Annotated in this window: 11 protein-coding genes; 9 read left to right on the top strand and 2 right to left on the bottom strand. The window is 40.5% G+C overall.

Annotated elements, in window-relative coordinates; all coding sequences use genetic code 11:
- Positions 1-91 precede the first annotated feature (91 nt).
- The gene (locus tag J4N24_RS09160) at positions 92-1,309 is read left to right on the top strand and encodes an MFS transporter (RefSeq protein WP_242691572.1); all 1,218 of its coding nucleotides are present in this window, start codon (positions 92-94) and stop codon (positions 1,307-1,309) included.
- 6 nt (positions 1,310-1,315) lie between these two features.
- On the opposite strand, the gene J4N24_RS09155 is transcribed toward J4N24_RS09160, so the two are convergent.
- The gene (locus J4N24_RS09155; protein WP_207533370.1) at positions 1,316-2,467 is read right to left on the bottom strand and encodes an AraC family transcriptional regulator; all 1,152 of its coding nucleotides are present in this window, start codon (positions 2,465-2,467) and stop codon (positions 1,316-1,318) included.
- 76 nt (positions 2,468-2,543) lie between these two features.
- Between J4N24_RS09155 and J4N24_RS09150 the strand changes: the two genes are divergently transcribed.
- The 3 genes from J4N24_RS09150 (at position 2,544) to J4N24_RS09140 (ending at position 5,752) form a co-directional block, all read left to right on the top strand.
- Positions 2,544-3,632, top strand: coding sequence for a mandelate racemase/muconate lactonizing enzyme family protein (locus J4N24_RS09150; RefSeq protein WP_207533369.1), 1,089 nt, complete (start codon positions 2,544-2,546; stop codon positions 3,630-3,632).
- Positions 3,633-3,634: 2 nt separating this feature from the next.
- Positions 3,635-4,396, top strand: coding sequence for an SDR family NAD(P)-dependent oxidoreductase (locus J4N24_RS09145; RefSeq protein WP_207533368.1), 762 nt, complete (start codon positions 3,635-3,637; stop codon positions 4,394-4,396).
- Positions 4,397-4,546: 150 nt separating this feature from the next.
- Positions 4,547-5,752 (top strand): hypothetical protein, encoded by a 1,206-nt coding sequence (locus J4N24_RS09140; protein WP_207533367.1) that lies wholly within the window; start codon positions 4,547-4,549, stop codon positions 5,750-5,752.
- Between the two features lie 2 nt (positions 5,753-5,754).
- Here J4N24_RS09140 and J4N24_RS09135 read toward each other — a convergent pair whose 3' ends face one another.
- On the bottom strand, positions 5,755-6,177 hold the full coding sequence (locus tag J4N24_RS09135) for a GNAT family N-acetyltransferase (protein ID WP_207533366.1): 423 nt from the start codon (positions 6,175-6,177) through the stop codon (positions 5,755-5,757).
- A gap of 129 nt (positions 6,178-6,306) precedes the next feature.
- On the opposite strand from J4N24_RS09135, the gene J4N24_RS09130 reads away from it, so the two are divergent.
- The 5 genes from J4N24_RS09130 (at position 6,307) to J4N24_RS09110 (ending at position 15,600) form a co-directional block, all read left to right on the top strand.
- On the top strand, positions 6,307-8,667 hold the full coding sequence (locus tag J4N24_RS09130; RefSeq protein ID WP_207533365.1) for a DUF2339 domain-containing protein: 2,361 nt from the start codon (positions 6,307-6,309) through the stop codon (positions 8,665-8,667).
- Complete coding sequence (locus tag J4N24_RS09125; protein WP_207533364.1) at positions 8,645-9,859, top strand: hypothetical protein; 1,215 nt, start codon at positions 8,645-8,647, stop codon at positions 9,857-9,859. The genes J4N24_RS09130 and J4N24_RS09125 overlap by 23 nt, the downstream gene beginning before the upstream one ends.
- A gap of 206 nt (positions 9,860-10,065) precedes the next feature.
- Positions 10,066-10,329 (top strand): hypothetical protein, encoded by a 264-nt coding sequence (locus J4N24_RS09120; protein ID WP_207533363.1) that lies wholly within the window; start codon positions 10,066-10,068, stop codon positions 10,327-10,329.
- 183 nt (positions 10,330-10,512) lie between these two features.
- Entirely contained in the window at positions 10,513-11,616 is a 1,104-nt protein-coding gene (dinB, locus tag J4N24_RS09115) for a DNA polymerase IV (RefSeq protein ID WP_207533362.1), read from the top strand.
- 315 nt (positions 11,617-11,931) lie between these two features.
- Positions 11,932-15,600 carry a DUF4450 domain-containing protein gene (locus J4N24_RS09110; RefSeq protein WP_207533361.1) on the top strand — a complete coding sequence of 1,223 codons (3,669 nt, stop codon included), beginning with the start codon at positions 11,932-11,934 and terminating at the stop codon, positions 15,598-15,600.

Below are 15,600 nucleotides of genomic sequence, written 5' to 3'. Positions count from 1 at the left end.
CCTCCTGTGCATTTTTGTGTTGTAGCTACGATAATTTAAAACATTACACAAAGAGCAAGCTTCATTAGAGGTCTGCATAAAATTGTCAATCATGGATCAACATAAAAAAACATTAACACCAGCAGTATTATGGCTGATGGCTATTTCCTCAGGTTTGGTAGTTGCTAACAATTACTATAACCAACCCTTATTAACCCTTATTGCCAAGGAATTTCAAGTCTCGGACGAAAGTGTAAGCAAAATACCGATGCTCACCCAGATGGGATATGCCCTTGGCTTACTGATCATCGTACCTCTTGGTGATCTGTTAAAACGCAAGAAGCTTATTGTAATCGACTTTGCCTTGATATTGGCCGCTGTACTGGGCATGGCATTGAGTCCATCTCTATCTCTCTTATATGTTTTTAGTTTTCTAACCGGCTTAACCTCCGTTGTCCCTCAATTATTTATTCCAATGGCGGCTAGTCTTTCCCATCCGGAAAAACGTACCCATTCTATAGGTCTGGTAATGAGCGGACTTTTAGTCGGAATTCTTGGATCGCGAATCCTTAGTGGATACGTTGGAAATATCTGGGGTTGGAGAAGTATGTTCTTTATAGCAGCAGGGATAATGGTCTTGCTTTGGATTTTCATTTGGTGGAAATTACCCGAAGTGCATCCTCAATACAAAGGTTCATATAAGGAGTTAATGAAATCTGTTTTTCATTACGCTAAAACAGAACCTGCCTTACAGGCAGCATCATTTAGGGGGGCGTTCTTGTTTGCCTCTTTCAGTGCCTTCTGGACTTCATTAGTCTTCCATCTTGAGCAGGCCCCTTTTAATGCCGGAAGCGCTGTTGCCGGATCCTTTGGTTTTCTTGGAATACTCGGTGCCTTAATGGCTGCTTTTACAGGTAAGCTGGCAAAAACTATCTCTTATAATAAACTTACCTGGATTCTATTAGCTGTATTCCTAGGCTCATGGGGCGTTCTCTGGGCTGGTGGTAATACCTATCTTGGTTTAATCATTGGCGTTGTAGTACTTGATGTTGCCATGCAGGCCCTTCATATCATGAATCAATCCTCTATATTCTCACTGCATCCTCATGCTAATAATCGTTTAAATACGGTTTATATGACTACATACTTTGTCGGCGGATCCACAGGAACTTATTTAGCAGGATTGGCCTGGCAGCAATGGCAATGGAACGGCGTTTTGCTAGTGGGAATAGGATTTGGTATTGCTGCAGCCTTTGTTCACTTACTATATAGGAAGCTATACACAGGACAGGCTCCAAAAGAATTGGAAGAAGAAGCTTTAATGGCCTAAGGCATTTTAAAGAAATTTTTTCTTCCATACAAGTGGGGCTGTGCCTTCCAGGTTAGTAAACCAACGGCTTACATGGCTTGCATCTTCAAAACCCAGTTCAAACGCAATTTCCTTGATTGTCTTTTTAGATTCTAGCATGCGTTTGAACTGGTTAAGCTTTCTTAGCTGAATCTCCTGATGAACTGAATTCCCCGTAAGTTTCCTGAATTTGGTGTTTAATTTCCGTGCAGATACCTTGCAATGACTTGCTACTTCATTCACTGTAATTGGGGAACGAAGGTTTTCTGAGATATAGTTAATAGCCTGAGATACGTCAGGATCTGAAGATGCAATAGTGTCGCTCGAACTTCGTTCAAAAACGTCGAGCGCTTCAGCAGAAATCACCTTGGAAGAACCGTCTGTTCCTGCCATCATCTCCTTTAGCAGATCACAAATATCAAAGGCTATCTTATGATGATTGCGGATAATGCTCGAAAGGTTAGGATAGGTGATGTTGCAAAGCAGCTCATCGTTATCAATCCCGAGCACTGCAACTTCGTGAGGAACTCTAAGGCCGCTAGCGGAACAGGAGTTGATTAGGATCTGTCCAAAGTTATCATTGCAACATAAAATCCCTATTGGCTTCGGAAGTTCTGTTAACCAAAGGGAGAGCTTTTCAAAATTGTTCGATAAAACATCGGCTTCGCTGCCTTCAAGAAGGTAGGTATGCAGGGCATGGTCGGGAAATTGTGCATATTTTCTGAAGCTTTCCAAACGGGTCTCAGACCAGCTTAAGTTTCTTAAACCAAAGAAAGCCAAATGTCTGAATCCTTTTCTTTTAAAATATTCTGCCGCTAGTTTTCCGTCTGATTCATAATTGCCCGAAACGAATGGAACCCCAGGCACGTGATCAACAGAGGTAACCTGAATTACAGGTATCCCCATATTTATCAACTCAGGAATGTTGTCAGAAAATTCAAGAATACATGCATCAGGTTTTATAGTGTTAATAATGCTGAGGTCGTTCCTCTTTCTATCGCCTCTTAGAAAGTACGCCGGTTCAAAGACAATGTCCCAGTGACTAAGCTGGTTGTTGTAATCATAAATTCCTCTCAGAATATCGCGACTGTAACCTCTGCCTGAATCAAGATGTACAAAAACCTTTTTTCTTTGCCTCATTGCTTAGGTAATAAATGGCGATAAATTAGCCAAAAAAGGCTAAAGATGAAGTTTCAGGAGCAATTATTTTTGAAGTATGAGTTCTTCAATAAATATCAAAGATTTTAAACTTTATAAAGCAACGGCTGAATTAAAGAAGCCTATTGCTGATGCAACACATACACTAAGTGAAATATCCTTCCTTGTACTGCGGCTGCAATTAGAAAATGGGATAATAGGAGAGGCTTATCTTTTGTCTTTTCAATATTCGCCATCCGCTATCTCAGGAGCATTCAAAGACCTGCTACCTCATGTTAAAGGCTATGCAGTGAACGAAACTGGTAAAGTTTTGAAAAAGCTTGACGACCTCTCGGAATACTTTGGCAATTCGGGTGTAAGTAAATGGGCCAGAGCTGCTATTAATATTGCAATGTGGGATGCATGGGGCAAATACTTGAATCAACCTGTTGGAAAACTACTTGGAACATACAAGGAAAAATGTAATATCTACGGTAGCGGGGGCTGGGTCTCATACTCTACAGAAGAATTGATCAAAGAGGTGACAGACTATGCATCCCGAGGTTTCAAAGCCGTAAAGATTAAGGTTGGATCACCTGACTGGAAGACAGATCTTGAACGTCTCAAGGCAGTGCGAGGTGCTGTGGGCACCCAGGTAAACATAATGATGGATGCTAATCAGGGAATGACAGTTCCGGCAGCGGTTCAGCTAGCAAGGGCAGCCCAGGAACTGGAGATCTTCTGGTTTGAGGAGCCTATACATCACCAGGATTTTGAAGGGTACCGTATGTTAAAACAACAGACAGGGATTTCTCTTGCAATGGGCGAACGCGAGTACGATACCGTTCCTTTACTTCAGTTACTGCAGCGGAATGCATTGGATATCTGGCAACCAGACCTTTTAAGGATCGGCAGTGTTGAGGAGTGGCGTGAAAGCGCTGCCTTGGCCAATTCTTATCATATTCCAGTATTGCCTCATTATTATAAGGACTATGATGTACCTCTGGTTTGTTCCATCCCTAATGGCGTTGGTGTTGAGTCATTTGACTGGATTGATCCTTTGATTGATAAACCAATGCTGGTAAAAGACGGCTTTGCTTATCCACACGAAGGGCCAGGATGGGGATTTAATTTCGTGGATAAGTTTTTAAACGAAATCAAGCTATAACGATGGCACAACATGCATTTTCATTATCAGGAAAGCTTGCTCTGGTAACAGGGGGAGGCACAGGTATTGGACTAGGAATAAGTAGAGCATTAATACAAGCAGGAGCAAAGGTTGTGATTACGGGAAGGAGGGAAGCTATATTACAGGAAGCCGTCGAAGAATTAGGAGAACATTCTTCCTATTTGGTTTTTGATATTACCAATACCTCAGCTATCCCACAAGTATTGGCGGAGATAAATGAAAAGTACGGTTCAATTGATATCCTGGTTAATAATGCTGGGATCCACCTAAAGAAGTTCTCAAAGGACACTACAGACGAGGAGTTCGCTGGAATTTTACAAACTAACCTGCTATCCGTATTTTCATTAACTAGAGAATGCGCACGAAAGATGATGGAACAGAAAGAAGGCTCTATCATTTTTATCGGATCTATGGCGGGGATATTCGGGATTGACAGAGTAGCAGCTTACGGAACATCGAAAGCAGCGTTGACAGGCCTGATGAATAATTTAGTTACAGAATACTCTCCTTATAATGTTCGTGTAAATACCATTGCTCCAGGATGGATTGAATCCCCTATGTTCTTAAATGCTATTAATTCTGACCCTGCAAGGAAGGAAAAGATCATTAACAGGATAGCGATGCCTGGTTTTGGGACCACTGAGGACATTGGGAACGCAGCCGTATTTCTAAGCTCTAAAGCCGCCCGTTATGTAACGGGAGTGGTGTTGCCTGTTGACGGAGGGGCAGTAGTGAATTTTTAATCTTACGAGGTATCGACATTCTAATCCGCGTAGCCCCCTCATGGTCTGCTTGGATTTCTTGTTTAGGGATTAAAACCTAAAGCTATTATATATGGTTTCTAATAGCAAGGTGAGGAGAAATGTTAATCCTTTCCCATTAAGCTCTTCCTGATGAAAAGAATCCGGTGGTATACGCGCCTATCCTTATTCCTATTTTTGTTCCTGGTTGGATTCTTTATCCTTCCCAACATTTTAAATTCAAGGGAGAGAAAAGCTTTTTCAAATGAAGAGCGATTAAAGGTGGCTGCTCTAAAGTTTAATATTCATACTATCGCCGACTCAATAGAAGTTGTGCCGGGAGACTTTTACCGTCGCGGTAACCTAGTCAGGTGGTTACTTGGTTCTGCTTACAGGGAGTTGTGGCACCTTGAAATCACAGTACCAGTTCTGAAGCTTGGGGAAGTAAAGGGGGGATTAATACCCATTGATTTCACAGGAAGGCATCAAACAATAGGAATCAAAGTAAGAGATAGTTCTGGTCAGATTTGGTCTGTTCGATCTGTGAATAAGGACCAGTCGGCTGCCCTGCCGTCTTTCCTTAGAACGAGTATCCTTCGTCCTATGTTTCGCGATCAAGCCTGCTCAATGAATCCGTTTGGAAGCCTTGTTGTAGCCGAATTGGCCCCCGCTTTAAATATTCATTGCGATACACCCCGGTTCTATTTTTTTCCCTATGACAAGAAATTGGGAAAATACAATGACCGGATGGCTGGTAGATTAGTTACTTTGATCAGGCGCTGGGACGATACCAAAAAGGACTCTGGCAGTGCTGTACGAATATTAGACACGCAAGAAATGCTTTCAGCTTCGAAATCTGAAAATATTCGAGTCGACAGCATATTGTACCTTCGTACCAGGCTATTCGATATGTTAATCTCGGATTGGGACCGGCATGAGGGCAACTGGAAGTGGCTGAAAAAGACTGAGGCGGGAGGCGCTATAATTATTCCCCTGGCAATAGACCGCGATATGGCCTTTTACCGGTTCGGTAACGGTAGCATTAATAAATTATCACGTCTTTTTGTTAACATGTTCCAATCCTTTACTCCTGAATTTAAGAGCGTAGAAGGTTTGATGGAGCAATCTGCGTCTCTGGATGCAGCCATACTTAAAAGGTTAACCAAAGAGGACTTTGAACGGGAAGCCCATTTTATTCAGTCCCGATTAACAGAAGATCTCATTGCCGAAGCCTTTAAAGCTTACCCAAAAGAAGTTTATTCAATTGTTGGACCAGAGCATCAGCAAATTTTGAAGCAAAGGTTAATTCAACTCCCAGAAGCAGCGAACAAGTTCTATGAGTTGATACAGGGAAATTAATATTAAGATTTTGGTTTTGGGATCAGTAATTCCATTATAACGAAGTCATACCCGTCCTTAAAAAATGTTTTTTCAGTCTTCCTGAAGCCAAATCGCTGATAAAATGAAGACGCACTTTCTCTTGCATTGCACCATACTCTCTTGAATTGTTCTTTTTCTGCCTGGTCGAGTACATATTTTAGTAAAGCAGAGCCATATCCTTTGCCCTGGTATGCATTAAGAGTAGCAAATTTGCGAAACTGTAGTTCCTGGCCACTTTTAACCAAGGATACCACGCTTATTACTTTTCCATCCTCAATCAGTGCAAGGTGTTGCCCTAGCCGGTCTGATTCTAGTTTAATATCATCCAAATTTAAATCAGGATACATAACCTGGTGACGGATAGGCCAAACTATTTCTGCTGGAACTGCAGTTATCTTCTTCATTGTTGTAAAGATAAGTTTAAGGATACGTAAGATTCTAATGCTATTTAATTCCTCATTTTCGCTACTTGAAAATAAATTGCTCTTTTTTCTCAAATCTTTCTATAAATTTATCAAACCTTATCTCTTCATATGGAATTTTTTATCATAGTGCTTTTGCTGCTTCTACTTGTGTTAGTGGTACGGCAGAAATCGACTCTATCAGAGAAAATAGATGATCTGGAGAATCAGCTGGAAAAAATAGGTTCCCAGCTAAACCGGCTATCTTCTAAGCTGGACCAAAGGCAACCAGAAAGAGGAGCGGAGAAACCTGTTATTTCACCGGAACCAGTTGCAAAGCCTGGTCCAACTGCTCCAATTCCTCAAGCTTTAGAAAAGCAAATAGATCAACCTCGGCCCTCTGGTCCAGTTCCAAAGCCCACTCCTCAAGTGGCAGAACAAAGACCTCAGGAAGTTTTACGGAGAAGGCCCTTGCCAGAACCTGAGCCAGAACTATCTTTTTTTGAGAGATATCCTGACCTGGAAAAATTTATCGGCGAGAACCTGGTGAATAAAATCGGTATTGCTATTCTGGTGCTATCTATAGGTTACTTTGTAAAATATGCAATTGATGCTAACTGGATAGGACCGGTTGGACGTGTTGCTATTGGTATGGTGGCAGGCGCAATACTGATAGGCGTCGCTCACCGCCTTCGTCAAACATTTAAGGCCTTTAGCTCTGTACTCGTTGGTGGAGGTTTAGCTGTTTTTTACTTTACCATAGCCTTGGGTTTCCATCAGTTCCACCTCTTCAGTCAGATTGTAGGACTTATTATAATGATTGTGATTACGGCCTTTGCTGTAGCTCTTTCTTTGCTTTATGATAAGCAGGAGCTGGCAGTCATTGCTTTAGTTGGAGGGTTGGCAAGCCCTTTCATGCTTAGTACAGGTCATGCGAATTACAACGGACTATTCCTTTATCTCCTTGTATTGAATTCTGGGTTGCTGGTAATTGCGATATTTAAATCCTGGCGGATCCTCAATATTGTATCCTTTGCGTTAACCGTTATTGTTTTTTCAGGAGTATTATACACTTTAACAGCACCGAATTATTATATCGGATTTATCTATGCTACTATTTTCTACCTCCTGTTCTTCGCAATAAATATTGCTTATAATGTACGTGAAAACAAAGCGTTTATAGCATCTGATTTTAGTATTCTTTTAATAAATACTGCGCTTTACTTTTCTGCCGGTTTATGGTTGTTAGCTGCAATGGACGCAACGATATACCGGGGCCTGTTCACTGCTGGTCTGGCATTCATAAATCTTTGCTTGTCCTATATTCTATTTAGAAATAAAAAAGTTGATGCGAATATTCTATACTTACTGATTGGTATTACGTTAACCTTTGTTTCACTTACAGCACCAATTCAGCTCAAAGGAAATCATATTACTTTGTTCTGGGCTTCTGAATCCGTTTTGCTTTATTGGTTATCACAGAAGTCGGGAATAAGACTTATCAAATGGAGTTCGCAACTCATCTGGCTGGCCATGATGATAAGTCTGATAATGGATTGGAAGATGATCTATCGGTCGGAGCAGATCTATTTGGTGATCATTAATAAGGGATTTATAACGACCATTTTCTCTGCTCTTGGAACCTTCCTCTTATCTTTTCTCGCAAGGATGCACGAGGATGAGGAAGAATTTGAAATTCCCTGGAACGTATTCCAGGCCACCGCTATCGTTTTATTGTTTCTGTCGGGCATATTAGAGGTTAACCATCAATTCAATACCCGTTTTCCTGATGGCGATATTAATGTTCTTTATTTGATGTTATATGTTCCAGCCTTCGTTTTCCTTTTAAATTTAATAGGCTCTAGGTTAAAGTTAGACACTTTTACTGATCACGTAAGAGCTATAATTATTGCCGTAACTATAGTGATTTACCTTATCTGTGAACCTAATTTTAACTATCTCCAATGGCAGATACTGGAGGAACGAACTGTTTCTGTTTACCACTTCCTTGCTCATTGGATAGCAGTCATTATCATGGCCAGTTTGTTTGTTCAGCTAATCAAATTATGTTTCGCAGTTCTCAGTTCGGAGATCTTTAAGACTACCCTCTGGGTGTTTTGCATTGCAGCTGTTCTGTTTTTAAGTCTGGAGGTAAACCTTATTAGTAACATTGTATTCCACTCCAGTAAACACACAATTGCAGCTATCCAGAATATTTATATAAAAACAGGATTACCAGTGCTTTGGGGGCTTTCATCTTTTGTTATTATGTGGCTGGGAATGAATCATAAGAATAGAACTTTACGGGTGATTTCACTAAGTTTGTTTTCGCTCACCCTGCTCAAATTATTCTTATTTGATATCAGAAATATTCCAGCCGCCGGTAAAATAGTAGCCTTCTTTTGTCTGGGTGTTTTACTTTTAATTGTCTCTTTCATGTATCAAAAACTTAAACAAATCATTGTAACTGATGAGAAACAGGTTGAGGATTAATCTTTTTTTGGTGCTGGTACTCCTTAATTCTAAAGCAGCCAATGCACAACAAGACTTTATGTTTAGTGCCAAAGTAAAACAAGTACCCTCTGACGGTTTTTACAGAATAACAATTAGCCCAGCTTTAATTGCAAAATCGAGAATTGATCTTTCTGATATCAGGATTCTAAACAAGAAGAGTAAATTTATCGCCTTTGTTTCTGAAACAAGTTTGTCCCAGACGGGAGCAGAGTTTCGACCCTTTCGTATTGTAAGCAATTTAGAAACTGATAGTACAACTTCTCTTATTATAGAGAACGGGGAAGCAGGGGTAATTAACAGGCTTTGGTTAAATATCAAAAACACAAGGGTGGCTCGGAAAGCAGATCTGTCAGGTAGTGATGATGGAAAAAAGTGGTTTGCCTTAGACGAGGATATACTGTTGCAGCCTACCGAGGTGTTGGATAAGGACAATCATTACGAAACCTTAAGTTTTCCTGTCTCAGGTTACAAGTATTATAAGTTGCAAATTTATAATAGTCATAAAAGCCCTTTAAATCTGATGCGTGTTGGTGTTTTCAGGGATTATAATAAGGCTCCTTCTTTTACTGGGTTACCACTAAAGTGGATAAGCAAGGATAGTAGTGATAGGAATACTTATGTTAACCTGGCATTTAACGAGAGATATAAAGTTGACAGATTGATAGTTAAAGTAACTAGTCCAAAGTTTTATAAAAGAGAGTTTAAGATCTTAGAGAAAAGGGGCACAGGGTTTATAGAAATTTCAGAAGGACAATTGAGTTCAGATATGGAAAATGCAATAAGTCTGTCCGCAAAATCTAAGGAGTTAAAACTTGTTATAAATAATGGCGATAATCCTGCATTAGAAATTGCTGATGTTCAAGCCTCCAGTTTAAATAGAACTATCCTTGCATATCTCGAGAAAGGGGGTGACTATCTTATTCTCACGGGGAATCCTACGGCTTCAATTCCCGATTACGATTTGAAATACTTTACTAAGGAAAGCCTGAATAAAGTAATAGATGTTCAACACTTACCCCTGCAACGAAATTCTTACTTTAAAGCAGTTGCTGCTAAAAAAAGTAAAGACTTTTCACCTATGCTGTGGGGGGCTCTCGGTGTAGCAGGTCTTGCGCTTTTATTTTTATCAGGCAAAATGCTAAAGGAGATCAATTTAAGTAATAAAGCATAATTGCATAGTTTCAAGGTCCGATTAACCACGTTGCGATTACTATCCTTTGTTAACTCAGCTATCCGTTGTATTTCAGTGATTTATTGTGTTTTTCGTTATCGGTGTTGAAAACTTTTTAACCAATGAATTAAAAGAAAGTCTTCTTTTGTTTTTCTGAAACCCTGTACTCCTATTCTCGTAGTAAACAACAATCTACTATTTGAAACATGGCCATTAAACTAGATGCTCATCCTAAGAAGATCTCTCATTCAATTCTTGCATACTCGCACGGGGCTATTTCTGCATTTCGTTTTTTTAGCAAAGAAGATTTCTTGCACATGATGTTTGATATGTCGGTCGAGGATATTGTTGCTGATCTAAAACGTTTTGAAGAATTGGAAGAGTTTGAAATTTGCCGCAAGCTGAAATTTGTAGTTCGCGAGAAAAAAAGGATTGAAGCATTAAGTCTGCAAGTATTAATAGTTGAGTAAAGTTCTTCCAGACGTAGCCCTTACCTCATAAGAGTACGATCTACTAAACTTCAATATATCTTTATAGTAAATAGGGATAAATCTTCTTTTTTTTCTTATCAAAATACCTCTGACGAATTTGGCCCGGTCAGCCGAAGAGTATTTGCGAGAGTATTTATTACAAATCACTCTATATTTGTAAGGATGACCTCCTCTCCCAAAGTTCCACATCGTAAGATTATTCATATTGATATGGATGCCTTTTATGCTTCGGTTGAACAGAGGGATAATCCAGAATATCGAGGCAAGCCAATTGCGGTTGGAGGATCTCCGGAAGGTAGAGGAGGTGTGGTAGCAACGGCGAGTTATGAAGCCAGAAAGTTTGGAATCAGGTCGGCGATGGCTTCTAAACAGGCCTTGCGACTTTGTCCACACGTGATTTTTGTCCGTCCCCGTTTTGAAGTCTATAAGTCTGTATCTCAAAAGATACGGGAAATCTTTTACCGTTACACTGATCTGATTGAACCCTTATCTCTTGATGAAGCTTATTTGGACGTCACAAAGGATAAGCTGGGGATCGGATCAGCACTTGACATTGCTAAACAGATAAAGGAAGCAATAAAAAGCGAACTTCAGCTGACTGCTTCTGCTGGTGTTTCTATCAATAAGTTTGTTGCAAAGATTGCTTCTGATATTAACAAACCGGATGGATTAACTTTTATAGGTCCGTCTTCCATAGAGATATTTATGGAGAAGCTTCCTGTCGAGAAGTTCTATGGCGTAGGGAAGGTAACTGCAGCTAAAATGATGAAGCTAGGTTTGTTCTACGGTAGCGATCTTAAAGCCTTGTCGGAAGCTGAGCTACAAAGACATTTCGGCAAGCAGGGAAAATTCTATTACGACATTGTAAGAGGAATTGATAACCGGCAAGTTCAGCCTCATCGTGAAACAAAGTCTCTTGCCGCAGAAGATACATTTCCCTATGATCTCAGCTCCCTGGAGGAAATGGAGGCTGAAATTGATCGTATTGCTCGGTTGGTGTGCGAACGGTTGAAGAAAAAGGGTTTAAAGGGAAGAACTATTACAGTCAAAATTAAATATAGCGACTTTAAACAGATCACACGGAACAGATCGCTCGTACTTCCTATGGACGATTTGTTAACTATTGCATCAACTGCGAAGGAGCTTTTAGCCTCCACCTACAGTGAGGATCAAAAAGTGCGCCTTCTGGGAATTTCAATATCTGGTTTTCCTAATCCTGATATCAAGGAAAAAGATCCGCTTACCGGACAGTTACGTCTTTTCTAAGGTCAACCATAGACTTTATGGCTAATATTTCTGTATTTCTTGAATTTCGAGTTCATCATATATGGAAATAAAAGCCAATGCTCTTTCAACGTCTGTTTACTTGCGATAGGCTGGAATAGAAGGGAAGTTTAATTTGCATCTAAAAGAGCTTAAGTAAAATAAGCTTTACACTCTTCATATCTGTTAGGAAAACCGTCGGATTCTTCGATTTTTGCTGTAAAGCTTGGGTTTTACCTGTGCACTACTATCCAAAAATTAAACTAATTTTCATTGCTGTTCTGACTGGCTGCAGTTGGAAAGCAAGTATCAGTAACCATGGTTTTTAAACGTCTTTCAATAATTGTCGCAATTGCTTTAACAGGCAATGTTGCTTTTGCTCAAACCGCTCCTAGACTTTGGCATGGCGTGCAAAGGGAAGTTCATTACCGTCCGGATGGTGGAGATTTCGTTCTAGTAAATGGTAAGAAACGCTTTAACAGAGCTTTGTACGGAACTAACACAGCTTTTAGGGTGGAAGCGGGTGATTTACCAGAATTTGCTCTTTATATGCCAGGCATGGGAGGCAACCTGAAATTTGGGATCATTAATGGAAATCAAAGCAAGTGGCTTATTAATGCAGCTAAGATTGAAACACGATACAGGCCAGGTAGTATGCTGTATACTATCAAAGATCCTTTAATAGGTGAAGGAGAACTAAAACTATCTGTAATTGCAAGGGCTGATGCCGAAGGTGTTATAGTAAAAGCAACCGCAAAAGGTATAGGCAGGGGACTGCATCTTGTAGCGGCTTTTGGAGGTGCTACAGGTAAGAAATTCTCCCGGGATGGTGATATCGGAGCAGATCCGGAGTCATCCTTCTATCTGAAACCGGAGTACTGTGAAGACAACATTTTCAATCTTTCTAAGAATACATTCACCCTTTTCTATGGAAAGGGGAAAGTGTTATCGGAAACCGAACGATATGAAATTGATCATTTTCCCGACAAGTCGAAAGAAAAAGGAACAACATCCGAAAAAAAGCAACTTACAGGTTTATTTCCAGATGTGACTACCCTTAAAACTGGAGATGCTACCAATCTTTCAACTCCTTTAGACCTGTTAAATTCCTCTGCTAAAAAGAGCCCGTTGCTGGTTGGACGTATTCCGGTTAGCGCAGACAAAGATTATTACTTCTCTGTTCAAAACCCTTCTAACAACAAAATATACCAGTATAAAGCTCTGGCTGAGACTTTCGAAACAGCTGAAAGAAAGAGGAAAGAGACAGCAGAGCGTGTGAAAATTAATACTCCCGATCCTTACCTAAATACTTTAGGGGCTGCTCTTTCTATGGCTGAGGATGGTATTTGGGAGTACCCCACCTATTTGCATGGCGCGATAGCCTGGAGGATGCGGTTAAATGCGTGGAGAGGTCCGTATGTGGCAGATGTTCTCGGTTTATCTGACCGTGCCAGAGCCCACTTCAGCAGCTATGCAAACTCTCAGGTAATAAGTCCTGAAACCGGACCTGTGGTTATGGATACCGCCCTGCATCTTGCTAGACATCAGGAGAAAATGGGAACTTCAGTTTTTAGTAGTGGTTATATTTCGCGTAATCCTAATGATAATACTAAACCCCATCATTATGATATGAACCTGGTCTTTTTTGATCAGCTCTTAACTCATTTTAACTATACAGGCGATATTCAGTTTATAAAAGAGATGTGGCCTGCGCTTAAGCGCCATCTTGCCTGGGAAAAAAGAAACTTTGATAATGATGGGGATGGGCTGTATGATGCTTATGCTGCAATTTGGGCCAGTGATGCATTACAATATAGCGGTGGAGGGGTAACGCACTCATCTGCCTATAACTACCGGGCAAACAAGTTAGCTGCGAAGCTTGCTTCAATAGTAGGAGAAGATCCCCGGCCGTATAAAGAGGAAGCCGGAAAAATATTAATTGCCATTAACAGGAATCTCTGGTTGCCAGCTAAAGGTACCTATGCAGAATATAAAGATCTGTTAGGGTTGAAATTGACGCATCCTTCTCCTGGTCTTTGGAGTATTTATCATGCACTGGACTCTGACGTTCCTAATCGACTTCAAGCTTATCAGGCCCTGCGGTACATTGACACAGAAATACCACATATACCCATCCAGGCTAATGGCCTGGAAGAAAAAACTCTTTACACATTGTCCACAACTAACTGGCAGCCCTATGACTGGTCGTTAAATAACGTTGCATTGGCAGAGGTACTTCATACTGCGTTGGCTTACTGGCAAGGGGGACGGCCAGAAGAAGCTTATCATCTATGGCGAAGCAATATTTTGGAAAGTATGTATCTCAGTTCAAGTCCCGGAGGTTTTGAACAGCTGTCTTTTTATGATGCTATTCGCGGAGAACTATACCGGGATTTTGGAGATCCTGTGGGTATGGCTGCCCGCTCTTTGACAGAAGGCCTATTCGGGATCAGGCCGAATGTGCTTTCCGATACCTTAACAATAAAGCCCGGCTTCCCCTTTGAATGGGATCATGCTTCCTTCTCAGTATCTACAACAAGTTTGGATTTCAAAAGACAAGGTGATAAAGATATCTATGCAATAAGCCAGGCTTATCCTAAAATGTTAAATCTGAAATTGCAACTAAGGGCATGGAAGGATAAAATAAAGTCTGTTACCATTAACGGAGTGAAAACTGACTGGAAGGCGATAGATGGAACTGTCGGATATCCGGAAGTTGAAATTGCGTCGACAAAAGCTCCAAAGTTTGAGATCACCGTAGAGTGGGAGGGAAAAGAGATTGTTAAGCCATTATTTGTGGACGCTGTGATAGGGGAGGCTTTTAACAAAGTGGCAGGGATTAAGGGTATGTTAATTGAGGACCCACAGAAGGCTCTAAAATATGGAAATGAGGGTGAATATACTTTCAGTTCGTCTGGTAATAAAACGGTATTTATAAAAAACACTCAGGGAGTGTTCTCCTGGTATCGACCGATCAACGCGAGGGTTAAAGAGCGGGTAGAGATAATTGCAGACCAAGAACAAAGTTCTCCAGCTATATCCCTTAAGCTGAGAAATAATGGAAAGGCTATACACGGGAGGTTGACCCTTAACTATGGTAAAAAGGCCTTTCAAAAAGAATTAATTTTGGGTAGTGGCGACTCAATTTCGTTATCATTAGGTGATAATTTTCTTACTTCTGGAACAAATGCCGTTCGCTTCGACTATGAAGGCAAAGCAACACAAACCAAGATTAGTAATTGGGCAGTAAAACCTTTACTAAAGGAGGTCCGGAACGTTGAGCTAAATAAGGTCTTTAATGATAAGGTAACGAACATTTTCAAGAATAAGTACCTAAGTCCCCGCCCACAAGGGCCAACACTGCAACTTCCATGGCAAGGAATTGGCAACTGGTGTTATCCATTAATTGATGCTAATGTCGACGATACTGGTTTAAGAGCAGCTGCAGGAGAAAAAAGTCAAGTAGTATTACCAAATGGTGTTTCTTTTGCGACGCCTTCTCAAACAGGGGCCAAAAATATTGTTTTCACTTCAAAATGGGACAACTATCCTGATTCAATAAGTATTCCTTTAAAAGGAAAATCTTCTCATGCTTACTTTTTAATGGCCGGCTCTACCAATCCTATGCAAACACAAATGGATAATGGTGAGTTGGTGCTGATCTATAAGGATGGAAGTTTCGAGAGACTGGCACTAAGAAATCCCGAAACATGGTGGCCAATTGAACAGGACTATTTTACCGATAGTTTCGCTTTTAAAACAGGAGCTCCCAAACCATATCGTGTTTATCTTAAAACCGGGGAAATCACAAGAGAATTTAGAAATTTTAGCACTATAAAAGGGTATTCAAATTATGCTATTGATGGAGGAGCAGGAACAGTGCTGGATCTGCCTTTAAATCCAGATAAAGAGCTTAAGGAGTTGCGACTAAAAACGCTTACTAATGATGTTGTAATAGGTTTAATGGCAGTAACGCTAGTTAAATAA

The sequence above is a fragment of the Desertivirga arenae genome (assembly GCF_017355785.1).
Lineage (GTDB): Bacteria > Bacteroidota > Bacteroidia > Sphingobacteriales > Sphingobacteriaceae > Desertivirga > Desertivirga arenae.
The sequence above is the reverse complement of the archived record's forward strand: the minus strand, read 5'-3'. Positions and strand labels throughout refer to the sequence as shown.